The following is a 14,706-nucleotide window of genomic DNA, read 5'->3' on the forward strand; positions in this document are numbered from 1 at the left end:
CTGCATCTGGTCCCTAAGCGTCTTGCCCTCAAGGCGCTAGGACTAGAGTTCGAAACACCCTCGCACCGCATCCAATATCAAGCTAATCGACGAACGGGTCTCAACGCCTGGCATTCGCCGGTATCCTTGCACACGTCTAGCACGGGCATCTGCTCGAACCCATCCGTTACTGCTCCTCGCTTTTCATGGAGTGAAGCATGCTTAAACGCTGTATTTTCCTGGTCAGTATCCTAGTCGCCAGCCCATTGGCCGAAGCGCAGATTTTCCAGCGCGAACTGGGTGACTTCGACCTGAAATTGGGCACCACCCCCAGCCGGAGTATGGCTCAGGGCCTGGTCAAGCCGACCTCCCCTGGTAGCGACTCGTTCCACGGCGGCCTGGACTTGAGCCACGACAGCGGCCTGTATTTCGGCCAGTTTTCGCCGAACATGGGCCTGTCCTCACCCAACAATCTCGAAGTCGACTCCTACCTGGGTTTCAAACGCCCTTTCGACCAGACCCTGGGCTATGAAGTGGGCTTGATTCACTACAGCTACCCCAAGGTCAGCCCCCTCGACAGCCAGGAGTTCTATGGCGGCCTGAATCTGTTGGGTAACCGCTTTGGCGTATCTTTCAGCAACGACCCCGACCGCCAGGACAGCACCCTGTTTGCCGACCTCGGCGGCACCCAGCCTTTCGGTATCGGCGTCAGCATGAAGTACACCACCCACCAATTGGGCACACCGGTCTCGGTGGAGAACGGCGCCATCAGCAGTTTCAGCGATTGGTCGGTGCAATTTTCCCGGGCGTGGAAAGGCATTGACCTGGACCTGATCTACAGCGATTCCAGCCTCAGCGGCGGTGACTGCTCGGCCTACTCCGGACATAATTCGCAATGTGACGGCCTGTTGACCTTGAAGGCTGTCCGGCCGTTTTATTGATGGGCTGAACTGTCGCACCTCGCGCAGGTTCACATGCATTAACCCCATCCGTGCAAGGACTCGCCCATGTTGCGCCGGCTCAAACTCCTGATGGTACTGTTGACCCTGAGCCTGGTGCTCGCCGGCTGCAATCGCGTGGGCCTGGCCTACCGTAATCTCGACGTGATCATCCCCTGGACCCTCAACGACTACCTGGACATGAACGCCGGGCAAAAGAGCTGGTTCAACGACACCCTCAAGGAACACCTGGCCTGGCATTGCACCACGCAATTGCCGGGTTACCTGGACTGGCTGGACCGCTTGCAGCAAATGGTCGACAGCAACCAAATCACTGACGCTGCGCTGCAGACCCGAACCGCCGAAGCCAAGCAGGCGATTGCCGAGATCGCGCGGGAGATCACCCCGTCCGCCGTGCAGTTGCTGCAGGGTCTGGATGATCAACAGGTCAAGGATATGAGCGAGGCCCTTGCCAAGGACCTGCGCAAACGCCAGGACGAATACCTCAAGCCACCGCTGGCCCAGCAGATCAAAGAACGCGCCGAGCGCATGAGCAAGCGCCTGGACGCCTGGATCGGCCCGCTGAGCGCCAGCCAGCAAAACCGCGTAACGGCCTGGTCCATCGCCCTGGGTGAACAGAACCACGCGTGGATCGGCAACCGCGCCCATTGGCAGGCGCAGTTTATCGAGGCCGTCGAGCACCGCCACGACGCCGACTTCCCGCAGAAGATGCAACGTTTGCTGGTGGACAGGGAGAGCCTATGGACGCCTGAATACCGTGCTGCCTATGCCCAGACCGAAGCAGCAGCGCGCAGTCTGATCGTGGACCTGATGGCTGAGAGCACGGTGCAACAGCGGCAGAAACTGAAGCAAAAAATCGACGGCGTACGGGGCGATTTCAAAGCCCTTAAATGCCTCAAGGCTGGCGCAAATCAATAGGGAGGGGAGCATCGCTCCCGCCCACATTGGATTCAGGGGTTATATAGCGCCACCGGCAATCGCAGCTTTGGAAGAGACTTGATCGAAGGTCGCTTCATCCAGCGCGTCCTCCTGCTCGTCCATCACTTGACGGGGGTGCTCATTGCCAGGAATCGAGCTGTCGATCAACGCCAATAGCCTTGCACCCCGCTCAGTCAAGATGAAGTTCTCACCGTTGCCGCCTTCCTCTTCGGGACGCGACTCAATGAACCCGCGCTTGAACAACAACGCTTCGTAGTCCGCAGCGGTTTTTTTCAGCGCATCCAGGTTGCCGGTGTCCTCGCCAGCCGTCGCTTTATCAGCGGCTTCCTGCTCGGCGTATTTACGCGGGGCAAAGCTGCCCTCGCCGTTCTGCACTTCATGCAGCAGACGTTCGATCAGATCCCAGTTGTAAGTCGTCATCCTGATTCCTCCTGCAGGCCGATGGAAAATTAGCCCGTCATAGGTAGTGACACGTGCGGGCACTGGCCGTTCACCCGGATAGACGGGCGTCATTTCTCTGAACTTTCCAGACGTTCGCCGCCTCAACTGCCTATACCGCCAAGGAGGTCCGACCATGAAAACCCTGAGAAACCTGGCCATCGCCGCCACGTTGCTTGCCGCCCTGCCCGCCTGGGCTTGTACGCTCGACGAGGCCACGGCCAAGCGCGAAGAACTGGCCAAGGAAGTGACCAAGCTCACCGAGCAGAACCCAACCAAGGCCAAGGAGATGAATGACGAGTTGCAGAAAATGGATCTGGATACTGAGAGCGCAGAGTTTCCCGACAAGTGCCAGTTGATTGATGCCCGGCTAAAGGAACTGAAAGAAGCTGCCGCCAAGGCCAAAAGCTGAGTACGGCGGCGCGCAGAGCGTCCCGGGAGGCATTCCCACGCAAAGCGTGGGAACGATAAAGGCATAAAAAAACCGGACATTGTCCGGTTTTTTTGCCCATCTGCTTATTCGGCAGCCGGTGCTTCTGGCTTGCGGCGCTTGAGCGGCGCCATGCCGTCCTTGCTGACCAGCGACAGGTTGTCGGTCTTCGGCCGGTTGGCGATCTTGCGCTTGGTCGGCGACTTGGCGCCTGCCTTTTTCTTGTCGCCCTTGGCGTCGGTCTTTTTCTTCTTCACGCCCACGGCTTTGCCCGACGCCTTGACCTTCTTCGGCCCGGTGTAGGTGCCTTTGACTTCCTTGATGGTGCGGCGCTCGAACGACTGCTTGAGGTAGCGCTCGATGCTCGACATCAGGTTCCAGTCGCCGTGGCAGATCAGCGAGATGGCCAGGCCATCGTTGCCGGCACGCCCGGTACGGCCAATACGGTGTACGTATTCGTCGCCGCTGCGGGGCATGTCAAAGTTGATCACCATGTCCAGGCCGTCCACGTCCAGGCCGCGGGCGGCGACGTCGGTGGCCACCAGGATCTTCACGCCGCCTGCCTTGAGGCGGTCGATGGCCAGCTTGCGGTCCTTCTGGTCTTTCTCGCCGTGCAGCACGAACGCCTTGTAGTCCTGCGCCACCAGGCGACCGTAGATGCGGTCAGCCGCGGCCCGGGTGTTGGTAAACACGATGGCCTTCTGATAGGTCTCGTTAGCCAACAGCCAGTTGAGGATCTGCTCTTTGTGCACGTTGTGGTCGGCGGTGACGATCTGCTGGCGCGTGGTCGCGTTGAGATCGCTGACGTTGTTGACCTGCAGGTGTTCGGGGTTGTTCAGGACCTTGGCGACCATGTCGCGCAGGGTCGAACCGCCAGTAGTGGCGGAGAACAGCATGGTCTGCTGGCGATTGACGCACTCGGCCACCAGGCGCTGCACGTCATCGGCGAAGCCCATGTCCAGCATGCGGTCGGCTTCGTCGAGCACCAGCACCTCGACTTCCTTGAGATCAAGGTTGCCGGCATTGAGTTGCTCGATCATGCGCCCCGGGGTGCCGATCAGGATGTCCGGCACCTTGCGCAGCATGGCAGCCTGGACCTTGAAGTCTTCGCCGCCGGTGATCAGGCCGGACTTGATGAAGGTGAACTGCGAGAAGCGCTCCACTTCCTTCAAGGTCTGCTGGGCCAACTCGCGAGTCGGCAGCAGGATCAAGGTCTTGATGCTCACACGGACTTTGGCCGGGCCGATCAGGCGGTGCAGGATCGGCAAGACAAAAGCAGCAGTCTTGCCGCTGCCGGTTTGAGCCGTCACCCGCAGGTCACGCCCCTGGAGCGCGAGCGGGATGGCCGCTGCTTGCACAGGCGTAGGCTCGACAAATTTAAGCTCGGCCACGGCTTTGAGCAGGCGTTCGTGCAGGGCGAATTGGGAAAACACGGGTGCTACCTCGAAGAAATACAAAATATCAGCGGCATAGGTTACCGGTTTCGCGCGTCCAAACCGAGTTTCTTTACGCGAACAGGGCTAATCAGCTGCTTTTTTGTCAGCGTATTTGTCTACAGCGTCAACTTTGTTGCACTTAAATGCTCTAATCCCCCCTCGTCTTGCCTTACAGAAGAATCGGTTTCATTCATGGATATCAAACAGCTCTGGCTCAACGCCCAGGACCTCTGGGGCACCCTCGATGAACATCCGCTGCTGCACGCCGGCCTCGGCTTGCTGGTGTTGCTGGTGGTGGCCCTGCTGCTCGGACGGGTAGCGCGCTACCTGATCATCCACGCCATCAAGTTGCTTGGCCGGCAACCGGCCCTGCACTGGCTCAACGACCTGCAGCACAACAAGGTCTTCCATCGCCTGGCACAAATGACGCCGTCCCTGGTGATCCAGTTCGGCCTTTACCTGGTGCCGGGCCTGAGCAAGACCGCCATCCTGTTTATCGGCAATGTGGCCCTGGCGATCAGCATTCTGTTCCTGGTCCTGGCCATGAGCGCACTGCTCAATGCTTTGCTGGACATCTACGCACGCACCGAACACGCACGCACCCGCTCGATCAAGGGCTACGTGCAATTGGCGAAGATGGTGTTGTTCATATTTGGCGCAATCATCATTGTCGCGACGCTGATCGACCGATCGCCGCTGCTGTTGCTGTCGGGTCTGGGTGCCATGTCAGCCGTAATCCTGTTGGTGTACAAGGACACCCTGCTGTCATTCGTCGCCAGCGTGCAGTTGACCAGCAACGATATGCTGCGGGTCGGCGACTGGATCGAAATGCCCCAGGTGGGCGCCGACGGTGATGTGGTGGATATCACCCTGCATACGGTCAAGGTGCAGAACTTCGACAAGACCATTGTCTCCATCCCCACTTGGCGCCTGATGTCCGAGTCGTTCAAGAACTGGCGCGGCATGCAGGCTTCCGGTGGGCGGCGCATCAAGCGCAGCCTGTATATCGACGCCAGCGGCGTACGTTTTTTGCGCGATGACGAAGAAGTGCGCATGACCCAGGTGCACCTGCTCACCGGCTATATCGGGCGCAAGCAGGCCGAACTCAAGGCTTGGAACGAAGCCCAGGGCCAAAGCGCGCAGCTCTCGGCCAACCGCCGGCGAATGACCAACCTCGGCACGTTCCGCGCCTATGCCCTGGCCTACCTGCAAAGCCACCCGGACATCCAGCCGAACATGACCTGCATGGTGCGCCAGATGCAAACCACCGCCCAAGGCGTGCCGCTGGAGATCTACTGCTTTACCCGCACCACCGCGTGGGGCGATTACGAGCGGATCCAGGGGGATATCTTTGATTATCTGCTGGCGGTGTTGCCGGAGTTCGGGTTGAGCCTGTATCAGCAACCGAGCGGCAATGACCTGCGCGCCGGCGTATTGCCTGCGTTGGCCGGGGCCACCCAGGTGTCCAACGTCGAAACGGCGTGATGTGACCCGAACGGGATTACGGCAGTGATGCCGTAATCTCCTTGCGACACACCTCAAGCACTTCATCGGCCAGGGCGGAATCATCCGGGCACGCCCGCGACAACACAATGGCGCCGATGGCGTGGGCCATCCGGTTGAGCATTTTCGCGCGCCCGTCTTCCTGTGATTCGTCCTGCGCCGCGTTGTACTTTGCCTCCAGGGCTTGCAGCGTGTTTTCCAACCCGTTGGCGAAGGTCTGCTTGAGCGTGTCCGATTGACGCGCAGCGTCTGCACACAACGCCGCTAATGTGCATCCGCCGCCGGGATGATCGCGGTGCTGCCTGGACAGGTACACCTCGAAAAACTCCCCCGCCTCCATCCCCGCGCTGCTCGCGAGCGACTGCGCCAGGCTATTGGCGGCCGCTTCCGCCATCAAATCCGCCTTGGAGCCGAAGTGCTTGTAAAAGCCGCCCTGGGTAAAACCGGCGGCAGCCATCAATTCGGCCACACCTACCCCATCGAAACCGCGTTCACGAAACAGTTCGGAAGCCGTCGCGACGATATGCGCTCGATTGCTCTGTGATTGCGTCTTGGTGATCTTCATTTTTTGCCCTCCTGCTGCCCTGCAATATAGGCATCTTACTATGATGTCGATCATAATCAAAACCGTTGACAGTTTTGATTATGATCGACATCATAAAACCTCATCGCATCCACAGAGCATCACACCATGAGCACTTCCACTACCGTTCTCATCACTGGCGCTTCGACCGGCATTGGCGCCGCCTACGCCGAGCGTTTTGCCCAGCGCGGCCACAATCTTGTATTGGTCGCCCGTGACATCCAGCGCCTGGAAGCGCTCGCCGCCCGCCTGCGCCAACAGCACGCCATCACCATTGATATCCTCCCCGCCGACCTGACTCAAAGCGCTGACCTGGCAGCGGTTGAAGCGCGCCTGCGCGAGGACGCCAGCATTGGCACGCTGGTGAATAATGCCGGGGCCGCGCAGTCCGGCAGCTTTATTGAACAGTCCAGCGACAGCGTCGCTCAGTTGGTTGCGCTCAACACCACGGCGCTGGTGCGACTTGCCAGCGCCATCGCCCCGCGCCTGGCGGCAGCAGGTGACGGCGCTATCATCAACATAGGCTCGGTCGTGGGCCTGGCGCCGGAGTTCGGCATGACGGTGTATGGCGCCACCAAGGCGTTCGTACTGTTCCTGTCCCAGGGTATGAGCCTTGAGCTGGCTCCCAAAGGCGTTTACGTACAAGTCGTGCTGCCGGCGGCCACGCGTACCGAGATCTGGGAGCGGGCTGGCATTGACATCAATACCCTCACGGACGTGATGGAAGTGGGTGACCTGGTTGATGCGGCGTTGATCGGCTTTGACCGGCGCGAGCCCGTGACTATCCCGCCGTTGCAGGACGGCGCACGCTGGGATGCCTTGCAGGCAGCGCGACAAGGCTTGCTGGCGCAGATCAAGCAGTCCGAGGTAGCCGAACGCTACCTGGTCAAAGCCTGATCAACCCTTTTGCAGGCGTGCTGTGCTACTGCGATGCATAGGCGCCTGCCCTTCCCGTCCAAGCCATGAGCGTTGAACCATGAAGGCATTTTCAATCGAGCGTTACGGCAAGCACACAGGCCGCCTCACCGAAGCCCCGGCACCGGCGGTGGGTGAACATGACGTGCTGGTTCAAGTGCATGCCAGCAGCGTCAATATGCTGGATGCAAAAATCGCCAAAGGCGAATTCAAACTGATCCTGCCGTATGCGTTGCCGTTGACCCTGGGCAATGACTTGGCCGGTGTGGTGCTCAGCGTGGGGTCGGCGGTACGACGCTTCAAGCCGGGTGACGAAGTCTATGCTCGCCCTCCCCAGCAGCGCATCGGAACGTTCGCCGAGCTGATTGCGGTACGCGAAGACGCAGTGGCACGCAAACCTGCAAACCTCACGATGGAGCAAGCCGCCTCTCTGCCCCTGGTCGCGCTGACGGCGTGGCAGGTGTTGGTTGAAACGGCGCGGCTGAAAAAAGGCCAGAAGGTCTTCATTCACGCCGGCTCCGGTGGTGTCGGCAGTATCGTCATCCAGCTCGCCAGGCATTTGGGCGCTTTTGTCGCCACGACCACCAGTACCGCCAACGTCGAGTGGGTCAAGGCGCTGGGCGCGGATGTAGTGATCGACTACAAGCAGCAAGACTTCGAAACCGTGCTCAGAGACTACGACGTGGTCTTGAGCAGCCTCGGCCCGGATGCGCTGGCAAAGTCACTCGACATTCTCAAGCCGGGCGGCCAGCTCATCTCCATCTCAGGGCCACCGACGCCGGCATTCGCTCGCGAGCAAAACCTGTCGTGGGGATTGGGCTTGGTCATGGGTGTCTTGAGCAGCGGCATTCGCCGCAAAGCGCGCAGAAAAAACGTCCGTTATGACTTCGTCTTCATGCGCGACAGCGGCGCCCAACTGGATGAACTCACCGCGCTGGTTGAATCCGGCATTATCAAGCCGGTGATCGACCGTATCTTCCCTTTCGAGTCGACGGCCGAGGCCTTGAGTTATCTGGAACAAGGCCGGGCCAAAGGTAAAGTCGTGATCACGATAGAGGAGACGATACCGCCTGACGCACACCCAGCCGGCTGATCCACACCGCCGCCAGAATCACCAGGCCGCCCAAGGCCAAACGCCCCAGCGGCTCGTGCTGGTTCCAGATCAGCAGGTTCAGCAGCAGCCCCACCGGCACATGCAGGTTATTCATCACCGCCAGGGTGCCGCCATTGACCAGGCAGGCGCCCTTGTTCCACCAGTACATGCCCAGCGCGGTGCTGACCACTCCCAGGAACACCAGCACGCCCCACTGCAGCGGCGCTTGCGGCAGGAAATCAGCCTTGCCGAACAGCAGGAATGCGGGCAACACCACCAGCAGGGCGCCCAGGTAGAAATAACCGAAACGCCGGAAATGCGGTTGGTCACTCGGATAACGCGCCACCAGGTGCTTGTACATGACTTGCCCGGCCGCGTAGGTGAAGTTGGCCAGTTGAAGCAGCAAGAACCCCATCAGGAAGTGTGGAGTGATCTGATCAAAACGAATCACTGCCGCACCGCTCACCGCCACCAAGGCTGCGACCAGCGCCCAAGGGTTGAAACGGCGATTAAGCGCGTCTTCGATCAGGGTCACGTGCAACGGCGTGAGGATGGTGAACAGCAGCACTTCCGGCACCGTCAGCACGCGAAAGCTCAGGTACAGGCACACATAGGTCACACCGAACTGCAATGCACCGATCACCAGCATGCCGCGCATGAACGCCGGCTCCACCGAGCGCCAGCGGGTCAGCGGGATAAAGATCAGCCCCGCCAGCACCACGCGCACCAGCACCGCAAAGTAGCTGTCGACGTGACCGGCGAGGTATTCGCCGATCAAGCTGAAGGAAAATGCCTGAATCAGGGTGACAACCAGTAGATAGCCCATGCGCGCCTCATTTCGAATGGTCGCGACATTAAAGCTTTTCGTGGCTTGAAGAAACTCGGCGCAAAAAAAACCCGACCTCGCTTAAGCGGCAGTCGGGCAGGAGCACTCAGGAGCAACAAGTGCAAAGGGAGGTTCGATACGCGTACTTGAAGGGTTTGCGTGGCGCTATATAACCAGCGCGGGATTATCTGGCGATTAACGCTTCAAGCGACCTGCGCCAGCAGTGCTTTAGCCTGATTGACGCCCTTCTCCTGGAAGCCCGCCCCCAGGTTCACCCCTTCGGCGTGAATGAAGGTCACGTCGTGAATCCCGATAAAAGCCATGACCTGGCGCAGGTACGGTTCCTGGTGATCCGAGGTGGCGCCGGCGTGAATGCCGCCACGAGCAGTGAGTACGATGGCACGCTTGCCGGTCAACAAACCCTGTGGCCCGGTGGTGGTGTACTTGAAAGTCACACCGGCCCGCAACACGTGGTCCAGCCAGGCTTTAAGGGTGCTGGGGATGGAGAAGTTGTACATCGGCGCAGCCATCACCAATACATCGGCAGCCAGCAGTTCGTCAGTCAATTCATTGGAACGGTCCAGGGACACCTGTTCATCGTCGTTGCGTTGCTCGGCGGGTTTCATCCACCCACCCAGCAGGTTGGCGTCCAAGTGGGGAACGGGATTGCGCGCCACGTCACGCAGGGTGATGCGGTCCGCCGGATGGGCTGCCTGCCATTGACCGATGAACTGTTGGGTGAGCTGGCGGGAGATTGAATCCTGCTGGCGCGCACTGCTTTCGATGATCAGGACATTGGACATGGCTTGGTAGGCTCCATCGGTAATTGCTGTAAGTCGATGGAGCGAAGGTTAACCAGGGCCTATTCGATAAAAAAGCGCAAAAAACTGCTATAACCCATCTAGAAATTTGTTGTTAAGCGGAGTATTCCTGTCTGGCATGCTCCGCTGCTTTATTTTGGAGCGCAGTCCAAGGCAATACGCATTTTGATAATCGCGCGGTTGAACTTGGCCGTGGTGTTGGTGCTTTTGCCGGCGGGTACGGTCACGGTGCGACGGCGCGGCGATTCCGGGCCGTTGGTGAAGATTACCGAACACACCGCATCGTGGGTGCCGTAGTTACTCAACTGGATCGAACTGATGTCGGCGTCCACATCGGATGCGGTGTAGTCCACGCTTACGCCGTCGATCTTTTTAGTCACGTCGATGGGGTAGGCAAATGCGCTCAACGGCAGCAGCGCCAGCAACACACAACAGAATTTTCTCATTCGGCAGTCTCCAATAAGGACCGCCAGCTTAGGACAAGAGGAGCTCATCTTGAAAGCGCCCCGCGTTACCCTTGATCAATGGCGCACGTTGCAAGCCGTGGTCGACCACGGCGGCTTCGCCCAGGCCGCAGAAGCGCTGCACCGTTCACAGTCCTCGGTGAGCTACACAGTGGCCCGTATGCAGGACCAACTGGGTGTGCCGCTGCTGCGCATCGACGGGCGCAAGGCGGTGCTGACCGAGGCCGGTGAAGTGCTGCTGCGCCGCTCCCGGCAGTTGGTGAAGAACGCCAGCCAGTTGGAAGACCTCGCCCACCATATGGAACAGGGCTGGGAAGCTGAAGTGCGCCTGGTGGTGGACGCTGCCTATCCCAATGCGCGCCTGGTGCGCGCCCTCACCGCGTTTATGCCCCAAAGCCGCGGTTGCCGCGTACGCTTGCGCGAAGAAGTGCTGTCGGGGGTTGAAGAATTGCTGATGGAAGGCGTGGCCGACCTGGCGATTTGCAGCTTCAGCATCCCCGGTTACCTGGGCACTGAAATGAGTGCGGTGGAATTCATTGCCGTCGCCCATCCCGAGCACACCTTGCACCGCATGGGCCGCGAACTCAGCTTCCAGGACCTGGAAGGCCAGATGCAGGTGGTGATCCGCGACTCCGGTCGCCAGCAACCGCGGGATGTCGGCTGGCTCGGCGCCGAACAGCGCTGGACCGTCGGCAGCCTGGCCACCGCCGCCGCCTTCGTCAGCAGCGGCCTGGGTTTTGCCTGGCTGCCCCGGCACATGGTCGAGCGCGAACTGAACGAAGGCGTGCTCAAGCAGCTGCCTTTGGCACAGGGCGGCAGCCGCCACCCGACCTTCTACCTGTATTCGAACAAAGACAAACCCCTGGGGCCGGCGACGCAGATCCTCGTGGAACTGCTGCGCACCTTTGATACCGCTCCCCTGGACGCGCCCTTTGCCGCGCCCCTGCAAGCCTGAAACGGAGTTCATCCATGGCCTGGTTCGAGCATGAAGGCTGCAGCCTGCATTACGAGGAATACGGCCACGGCAGCCCGCTGATCCTGATCCATGGCCTGGGCTCAAGCAGCCAGGATTGGGAGCTGCAAGTGCCGGTATTAGCCCGCCACTATCGCCTGATCGTGGTCGATGTGCGCGGTCATGGGCGCTCCGATAAACCCCGCGAGCGCTACAGCATCCAGGGGTTCACCTTCGACCTGGTCGCGCTGATCGAACATCTGGACCTGCCCGCGGCCCACGTGGTGGGGTTATCCATGGGCGGTATGATCGCCTTCCAACTGGCGGTGGATGAACCCACGCGGGTTAAGAGCCTGTGCATCGTCAACAGCGCGCCCGAGGTCAAGGTACGCAGCGCCGATGACTATTGGCAGTGGGCCAAGCGCTGGACCCTGGCCCGCGTGCTGAACCTGAGCACCATCGGCAATGCCCTGGGCGAACGGCTGTTCCCAAAACCTGAGCAAGCCGACCTGCGGCGCAAGATGGCCAAACGCTGGGCAAAGAACGACAAACGTGCTTATCTCGCCAGCTTCGACGCGATTGTGGGCTGGGGCGTGCAGGAACAACTTTCGAGGATTACCTGTCCAACCCTGGTCATCAGCGCCGACCACGACTACACCCCCGTGGCGCAGAAAGAAAACTATGTAAAACTGCTGCCCGATGCGCGGCTGGTCGTCATTGAAGATTCCCGCCATGCCACGCCCTTGGACCAACCCGAAGTCTTTAACGCGACCTTGCTCGATTTTCTAAAGACCGTCGAAACCACTACCCAGGATCACTGACCCATGCTGAAAAAAATCGCCTTCTTTGCCGGTTCCGTTCTGTTCGCTGCCAACCTGATGGCGGCCGAACCTGCCAAGGCGCCTCACGTATTGATCTCCACGACCAATGGCGACATTGAAATCGAACTGGACCCGGTCAAGGCGCCGATCAGTACCAAGAACTTCCTGGCCTATGTCGACAAAGGCTTCTACACCAACACGATTTTCCACCGCGTGATCCCGGGTTTCATGGTCCAAGGCGGCGGCTTCACTGCACAAATGGCGCAAAAACCGACCGAAGCGCCGATCAAGAACGAAGCCAGCAATGGCCTGCATAACGTGCGTGGCACCTTGTCGATGGCGCGCACCAATGACCCGAACTCGGCCACCAGCCAATTCTTCATCAACGTCGCCGACAATGCCTTCCTGGATCCGGGCCGCGATGCCGGTTACGCCGTGTTCGCCAAAGTGGTCAAGGGCATGGATGTGGTCGACATCATCGTCAACTCCCAGACCACCACCAAGCAAGGCATGCAGAACGTGCCAATCGATCCTGTCCTGATCAAGTCGGCCAAGCGCATCGACTGAGGTCAGCAGCAAGCTTCGCGCGCAGCCCACAAGGCAGCGCGCGCATTTGAAAGGAGAGCCCGCACGGCGGGCGTCAAGCCTAATGCTCTATCGTCGTTTTGAACAACTGATCGATATTTTCCGCGACGCGCCCAGCGCCGCGCCTCCCGATAAAGTCCTGCCCTTCTATCTCTACTACCTGCGCCAGGTGTGGCCGCATTTCGCCGCCTTGCTGGTGGTGGGCCTGATTGGCGCGCTGATCGAAGTCGCGTTGTTCAGCTATTTGAGCCGCATCATCGACCTGGCCCAGGGCACGCCGCCCGCCGATTTCTTCCAGATCCACAGCACCGAGCTGATCTGGATGGCCGTGGTCGCCCTGCTCTTGCGCCCGATTTTCGGCGCCCTGCACGACCTGCTGGTACACCAGACCATCAGCCCCGGCATGACCAGCCTGATTCGCTGGCAGAACCACAGCTACGTGCTCAAGCAGAGCCTGAATTTCTTCCAGAACGACTTCGCCGGGCGCATTGCCCAGCGCATCATGCAGACCGGTAACTCGCTGCGCGATTCCGCCGTGGCGGCGGTGGATGCGATCTGGCACGTGGCGATCTACGCCATCAGCGCCCTGGTGCTGTTCGCCGAGGCCGACTGGCGCCTGATGATCCCGCTGGTGAGCTGGATCATCTGCTACAGCCTGGCACTGCGTTACTTCGTGCCACGTGTGAAGGAACGCTCGGTAATCTCCTCCGAAGCGCGTTCCAAATTGATGGGCCGAATTGTCGACGGCTATACCAATATCACCACCTTGAAACTGTTCGCCCATACCCAATACGAGCAGCGATACGCCAAGGAAGCAATCATCGAGCAGACCGAAAAAACCCAACTGGCCAGCCGCGTGGTGACCAGCATGGATATCGCGATTACCACCATGAACGGCCTGCTGATCGTCACCACCACCGGCCTGGCCCTGTGGTTGTGGACCCACTCGCTGATCTCGGTGGGTGCGATTGCCCTGGCCACCGGCCTGGTGATCCGTATCGTCAACATGTCCGGCTGGATCATGTGGGTGGTCAACGGCATTTTCGAGAACATCGGCATGGTGCAGGACGGCCTGAAAACCATTGCCCAGCCACTGGCCGTGACTGACCGCGACAACGCCCCACGCCTGAGCGTGCCCCAGGGTGAAGTGCGCTTCGAACAGGTGGATTTCCATTACGGCAAGAAGAGCGGAATCATTGGTGGCCTGAACCTGGAGATCAAGGCCGGGGAGAAGATCGGCCTGATCGGCCCGTCCGGCGCGGGCAAATCGACCCTGGTCAACCTGCTGCTGCGCCTCTACGACCTGCAGGGCGGACGTATCCTGATCGACGGCCAGAATATCGCCGAAGTCGCCCAGGAAAGCCTGCGCGAACAGATCGGCATGATCACCCAGGACACTTCGCTGCTGCACCGTTCGATCCGCGACAACCTGCTGTACGGCAAGCCCGACGCCACGGACGAAGAGCTCTGGGCCGCAGTGCACAAGGCCCGCGCCGATGAGTTCATCCCGCTGCTGTCGGACTCCGAAGGCCGCACCGGGCTGGACGCCCATGTGGGTGAGCGCGGGGTGAAACTCTCCGGCGGCCAGCGCCAACGTATCGCCATCGCTCGCGTGCTGCTCAAGGACGCGCCGATCCTGATCATGGACGAAGCCACCTCGGCGCTGGACTCGGAAGTGGAAGCGGCGATCCAGGAAAGCCTGGAAACCCTGATGCAGGGCAAGACGGTGATTGCCATCGCCCACCGGTTGTCGACCATCGCACGCATGGATCGCCTGGTCGTACTGGAAAAAGGCCAGATTGCCGAGAGCGGCAGCCATGCCCAGTTGCTGGCCCACAAGGGGCTGTATGCGCGATTGTGGCAGCACCAGACCGGAGGATTCGTCGGCATCGACTGATGCAAATACCTTTTAAGGGGTGGAAGGGGCTTGCCCGCGAAGACGTCGCCCCAGCAACAGTGATC

16 protein-coding genes are annotated in these 14,706 nt (G+C 60.1%); 10 read left to right on the forward strand and 6 right to left on the reverse strand.

The window, feature by feature from the left end; genetic code table 11:
* The first annotated feature begins 197 nt into the window (after nt 1-197).
* Nucleotides 198-920: a TorF family putative porin gene (locus QYQ93_RS21055; protein WP_043048948.1), complete on the forward strand. Its 723-nt coding sequence runs from the start codon at nt 198-200 to the stop codon at nt 918-920.
* Nucleotides 921-986: 66 nt separating this feature from the next.
* Nucleotides 987-1,856 (forward strand): DUF6279 family lipoprotein, encoded by an 870-nt coding sequence (locus QYQ93_RS21060; protein WP_338475407.1) that lies wholly within the window; start codon nt 987-989, stop codon nt 1,854-1,856.
* 39 nt (nt 1,857-1,895) lie between these two features.
* Here QYQ93_RS21060 and QYQ93_RS21065 read toward each other — a convergent pair whose 3' ends face one another.
* Nucleotides 1,896-2,297 (reverse strand): hypothetical protein, encoded by a 402-nt coding sequence (locus QYQ93_RS21065; protein WP_043048951.1) that lies wholly within the window; start codon nt 2,295-2,297, stop codon nt 1,896-1,898.
* A gap of 154 nt (nt 2,298-2,451) precedes the next feature.
* Between QYQ93_RS21065 and QYQ93_RS21070 the strand changes: the two genes are divergently transcribed.
* Complete coding sequence (locus tag QYQ93_RS21070) at nt 2,452-2,727, forward strand: hypothetical protein (RefSeq protein WP_043048952.1); 276 nt, start codon at nt 2,452-2,454, stop codon at nt 2,725-2,727.
* Nucleotides 2,728-2,831: 104 nt separating this feature from the next.
* Here the strand turns inward: QYQ93_RS21070 and QYQ93_RS21075 are convergent, their stop codons facing one another.
* The gene (locus QYQ93_RS21075) at nt 2,832-4,178 is read right to left on the reverse strand and encodes a DEAD/DEAH box helicase (RefSeq protein WP_034117156.1); all 1,347 of its coding nucleotides are present in this window, start codon (nt 4,176-4,178) and stop codon (nt 2,832-2,834) included.
* Between the two features lie 195 nt (nt 4,179-4,373).
* Here QYQ93_RS21075 and QYQ93_RS21080 point away from each other — a divergent pair, with 195 nt between their 5' ends.
* The gene (locus tag QYQ93_RS21080; protein ID WP_043048953.1) at nt 4,374-5,666 is read left to right on the forward strand and encodes a mechanosensitive ion channel family protein; all 1,293 of its coding nucleotides are present in this window, start codon (nt 4,374-4,376) and stop codon (nt 5,664-5,666) included.
* A 16-nt stretch (nt 5,667-5,682) separates the two neighbouring features.
* Here QYQ93_RS21080 and QYQ93_RS21085 read toward each other — a convergent pair whose 3' ends face one another.
* Nucleotides 5,683-6,249: a TetR/AcrR family transcriptional regulator gene (locus QYQ93_RS21085; RefSeq protein WP_043048954.1), complete on the reverse strand. Its 567-nt coding sequence runs from the start codon at nt 6,247-6,249 to the stop codon at nt 5,683-5,685.
* Nucleotides 6,250-6,375: 126 nt separating this feature from the next.
* On the opposite strand from QYQ93_RS21085, the gene QYQ93_RS21090 reads away from it, so the two are divergent.
* Nucleotides 6,376-7,164, forward strand: coding sequence for an SDR family NAD(P)-dependent oxidoreductase (locus QYQ93_RS21090; RefSeq protein ID WP_043048955.1), 789 nt, complete (start codon nt 6,376-6,378; stop codon nt 7,162-7,164).
* A gap of 79 nt (nt 7,165-7,243) precedes the next feature.
* Nucleotides 7,244-8,275, forward strand: coding sequence for an NADP-dependent oxidoreductase (locus QYQ93_RS21095; RefSeq protein ID WP_338475408.1), 1,032 nt, complete (start codon nt 7,244-7,246; stop codon nt 8,273-8,275).
* Here QYQ93_RS21095 and QYQ93_RS21100 read toward each other — a convergent pair.
* The 3 genes from QYQ93_RS21100 to QYQ93_RS21110 all read right to left on the reverse strand — a co-directional run bounded on the left by QYQ93_RS21100 (nt 8,229) and on the right by QYQ93_RS21110 (nt 10,368).
* A complete protein-coding gene (locus tag QYQ93_RS21100) occupies nt 8,229-9,101 on the reverse strand; it encodes a carboxylate/amino acid/amine transporter (RefSeq protein WP_043048958.1) in 873 nt (290 codons plus the stop codon). The genes QYQ93_RS21095 and QYQ93_RS21100 overlap by 47 nt on opposite strands.
* Before the next feature lie 203 nt (nt 9,102-9,304).
* Nucleotides 9,305-9,904, reverse strand: coding sequence for an FMN-dependent NADH-azoreductase (locus tag QYQ93_RS21105; RefSeq protein WP_043048961.1), 600 nt, complete (start codon nt 9,902-9,904; stop codon nt 9,305-9,307).
* 149 nt (nt 9,905-10,053) lie between these two features.
* Nucleotides 10,054-10,368 carry a hypothetical protein gene (locus QYQ93_RS21110; protein ID WP_043048962.1) on the reverse strand — a complete coding sequence of 105 codons (315 nt, stop codon included), beginning with the start codon at nt 10,366-10,368 and terminating at the stop codon, nt 10,054-10,056.
* Between the two features lie 49 nt (nt 10,369-10,417).
* Here QYQ93_RS21110 and QYQ93_RS21115 point away from each other — a divergent pair, with 49 nt between their 5' ends.
* The 4 genes from QYQ93_RS21115 (at nt 10,418) to QYQ93_RS21130 (ending at nt 14,641) form a co-directional block, all read left to right on the forward strand.
* On the forward strand, nt 10,418-11,341 hold the full coding sequence (locus QYQ93_RS21115) for a LysR family transcriptional regulator (RefSeq protein WP_043048963.1): 924 nt from the start codon (nt 10,418-10,420) through the stop codon (nt 11,339-11,341).
* Between the two features lie 14 nt (nt 11,342-11,355).
* Nucleotides 11,356-12,159 carry an alpha/beta fold hydrolase gene (locus QYQ93_RS21120; RefSeq protein ID WP_043048965.1) on the forward strand — a complete coding sequence of 268 codons (804 nt, stop codon included), beginning with the start codon at nt 11,356-11,358 and terminating at the stop codon, nt 12,157-12,159.
* A 3-nt stretch (nt 12,160-12,162) separates the two neighbouring features.
* Nucleotides 12,163-12,726, forward strand: a complete 564-nt coding sequence (locus tag QYQ93_RS21125; RefSeq protein WP_043048967.1) for a peptidylprolyl isomerase — start codon at nt 12,163-12,165, stop codon at nt 12,724-12,726.
* Nucleotides 12,727-12,808: 82 nt separating this feature from the next.
* Nucleotides 12,809-14,641: an ABC transporter ATP-binding protein gene (locus QYQ93_RS21130; RefSeq protein WP_338475409.1), complete on the forward strand. Its 1,833-nt coding sequence runs from the start codon at nt 12,809-12,811 to the stop codon at nt 14,639-14,641.
* Nucleotides 14,642-14,706 lie beyond the last annotated feature (65 nt).

It is taken from the genome of Pseudomonas khavaziana, assembly GCF_036704165.1.
Lineage (GTDB): Bacteria > Pseudomonadota > Gammaproteobacteria > Pseudomonadales > Pseudomonadaceae > Aquipseudomonas > Aquipseudomonas khavaziana.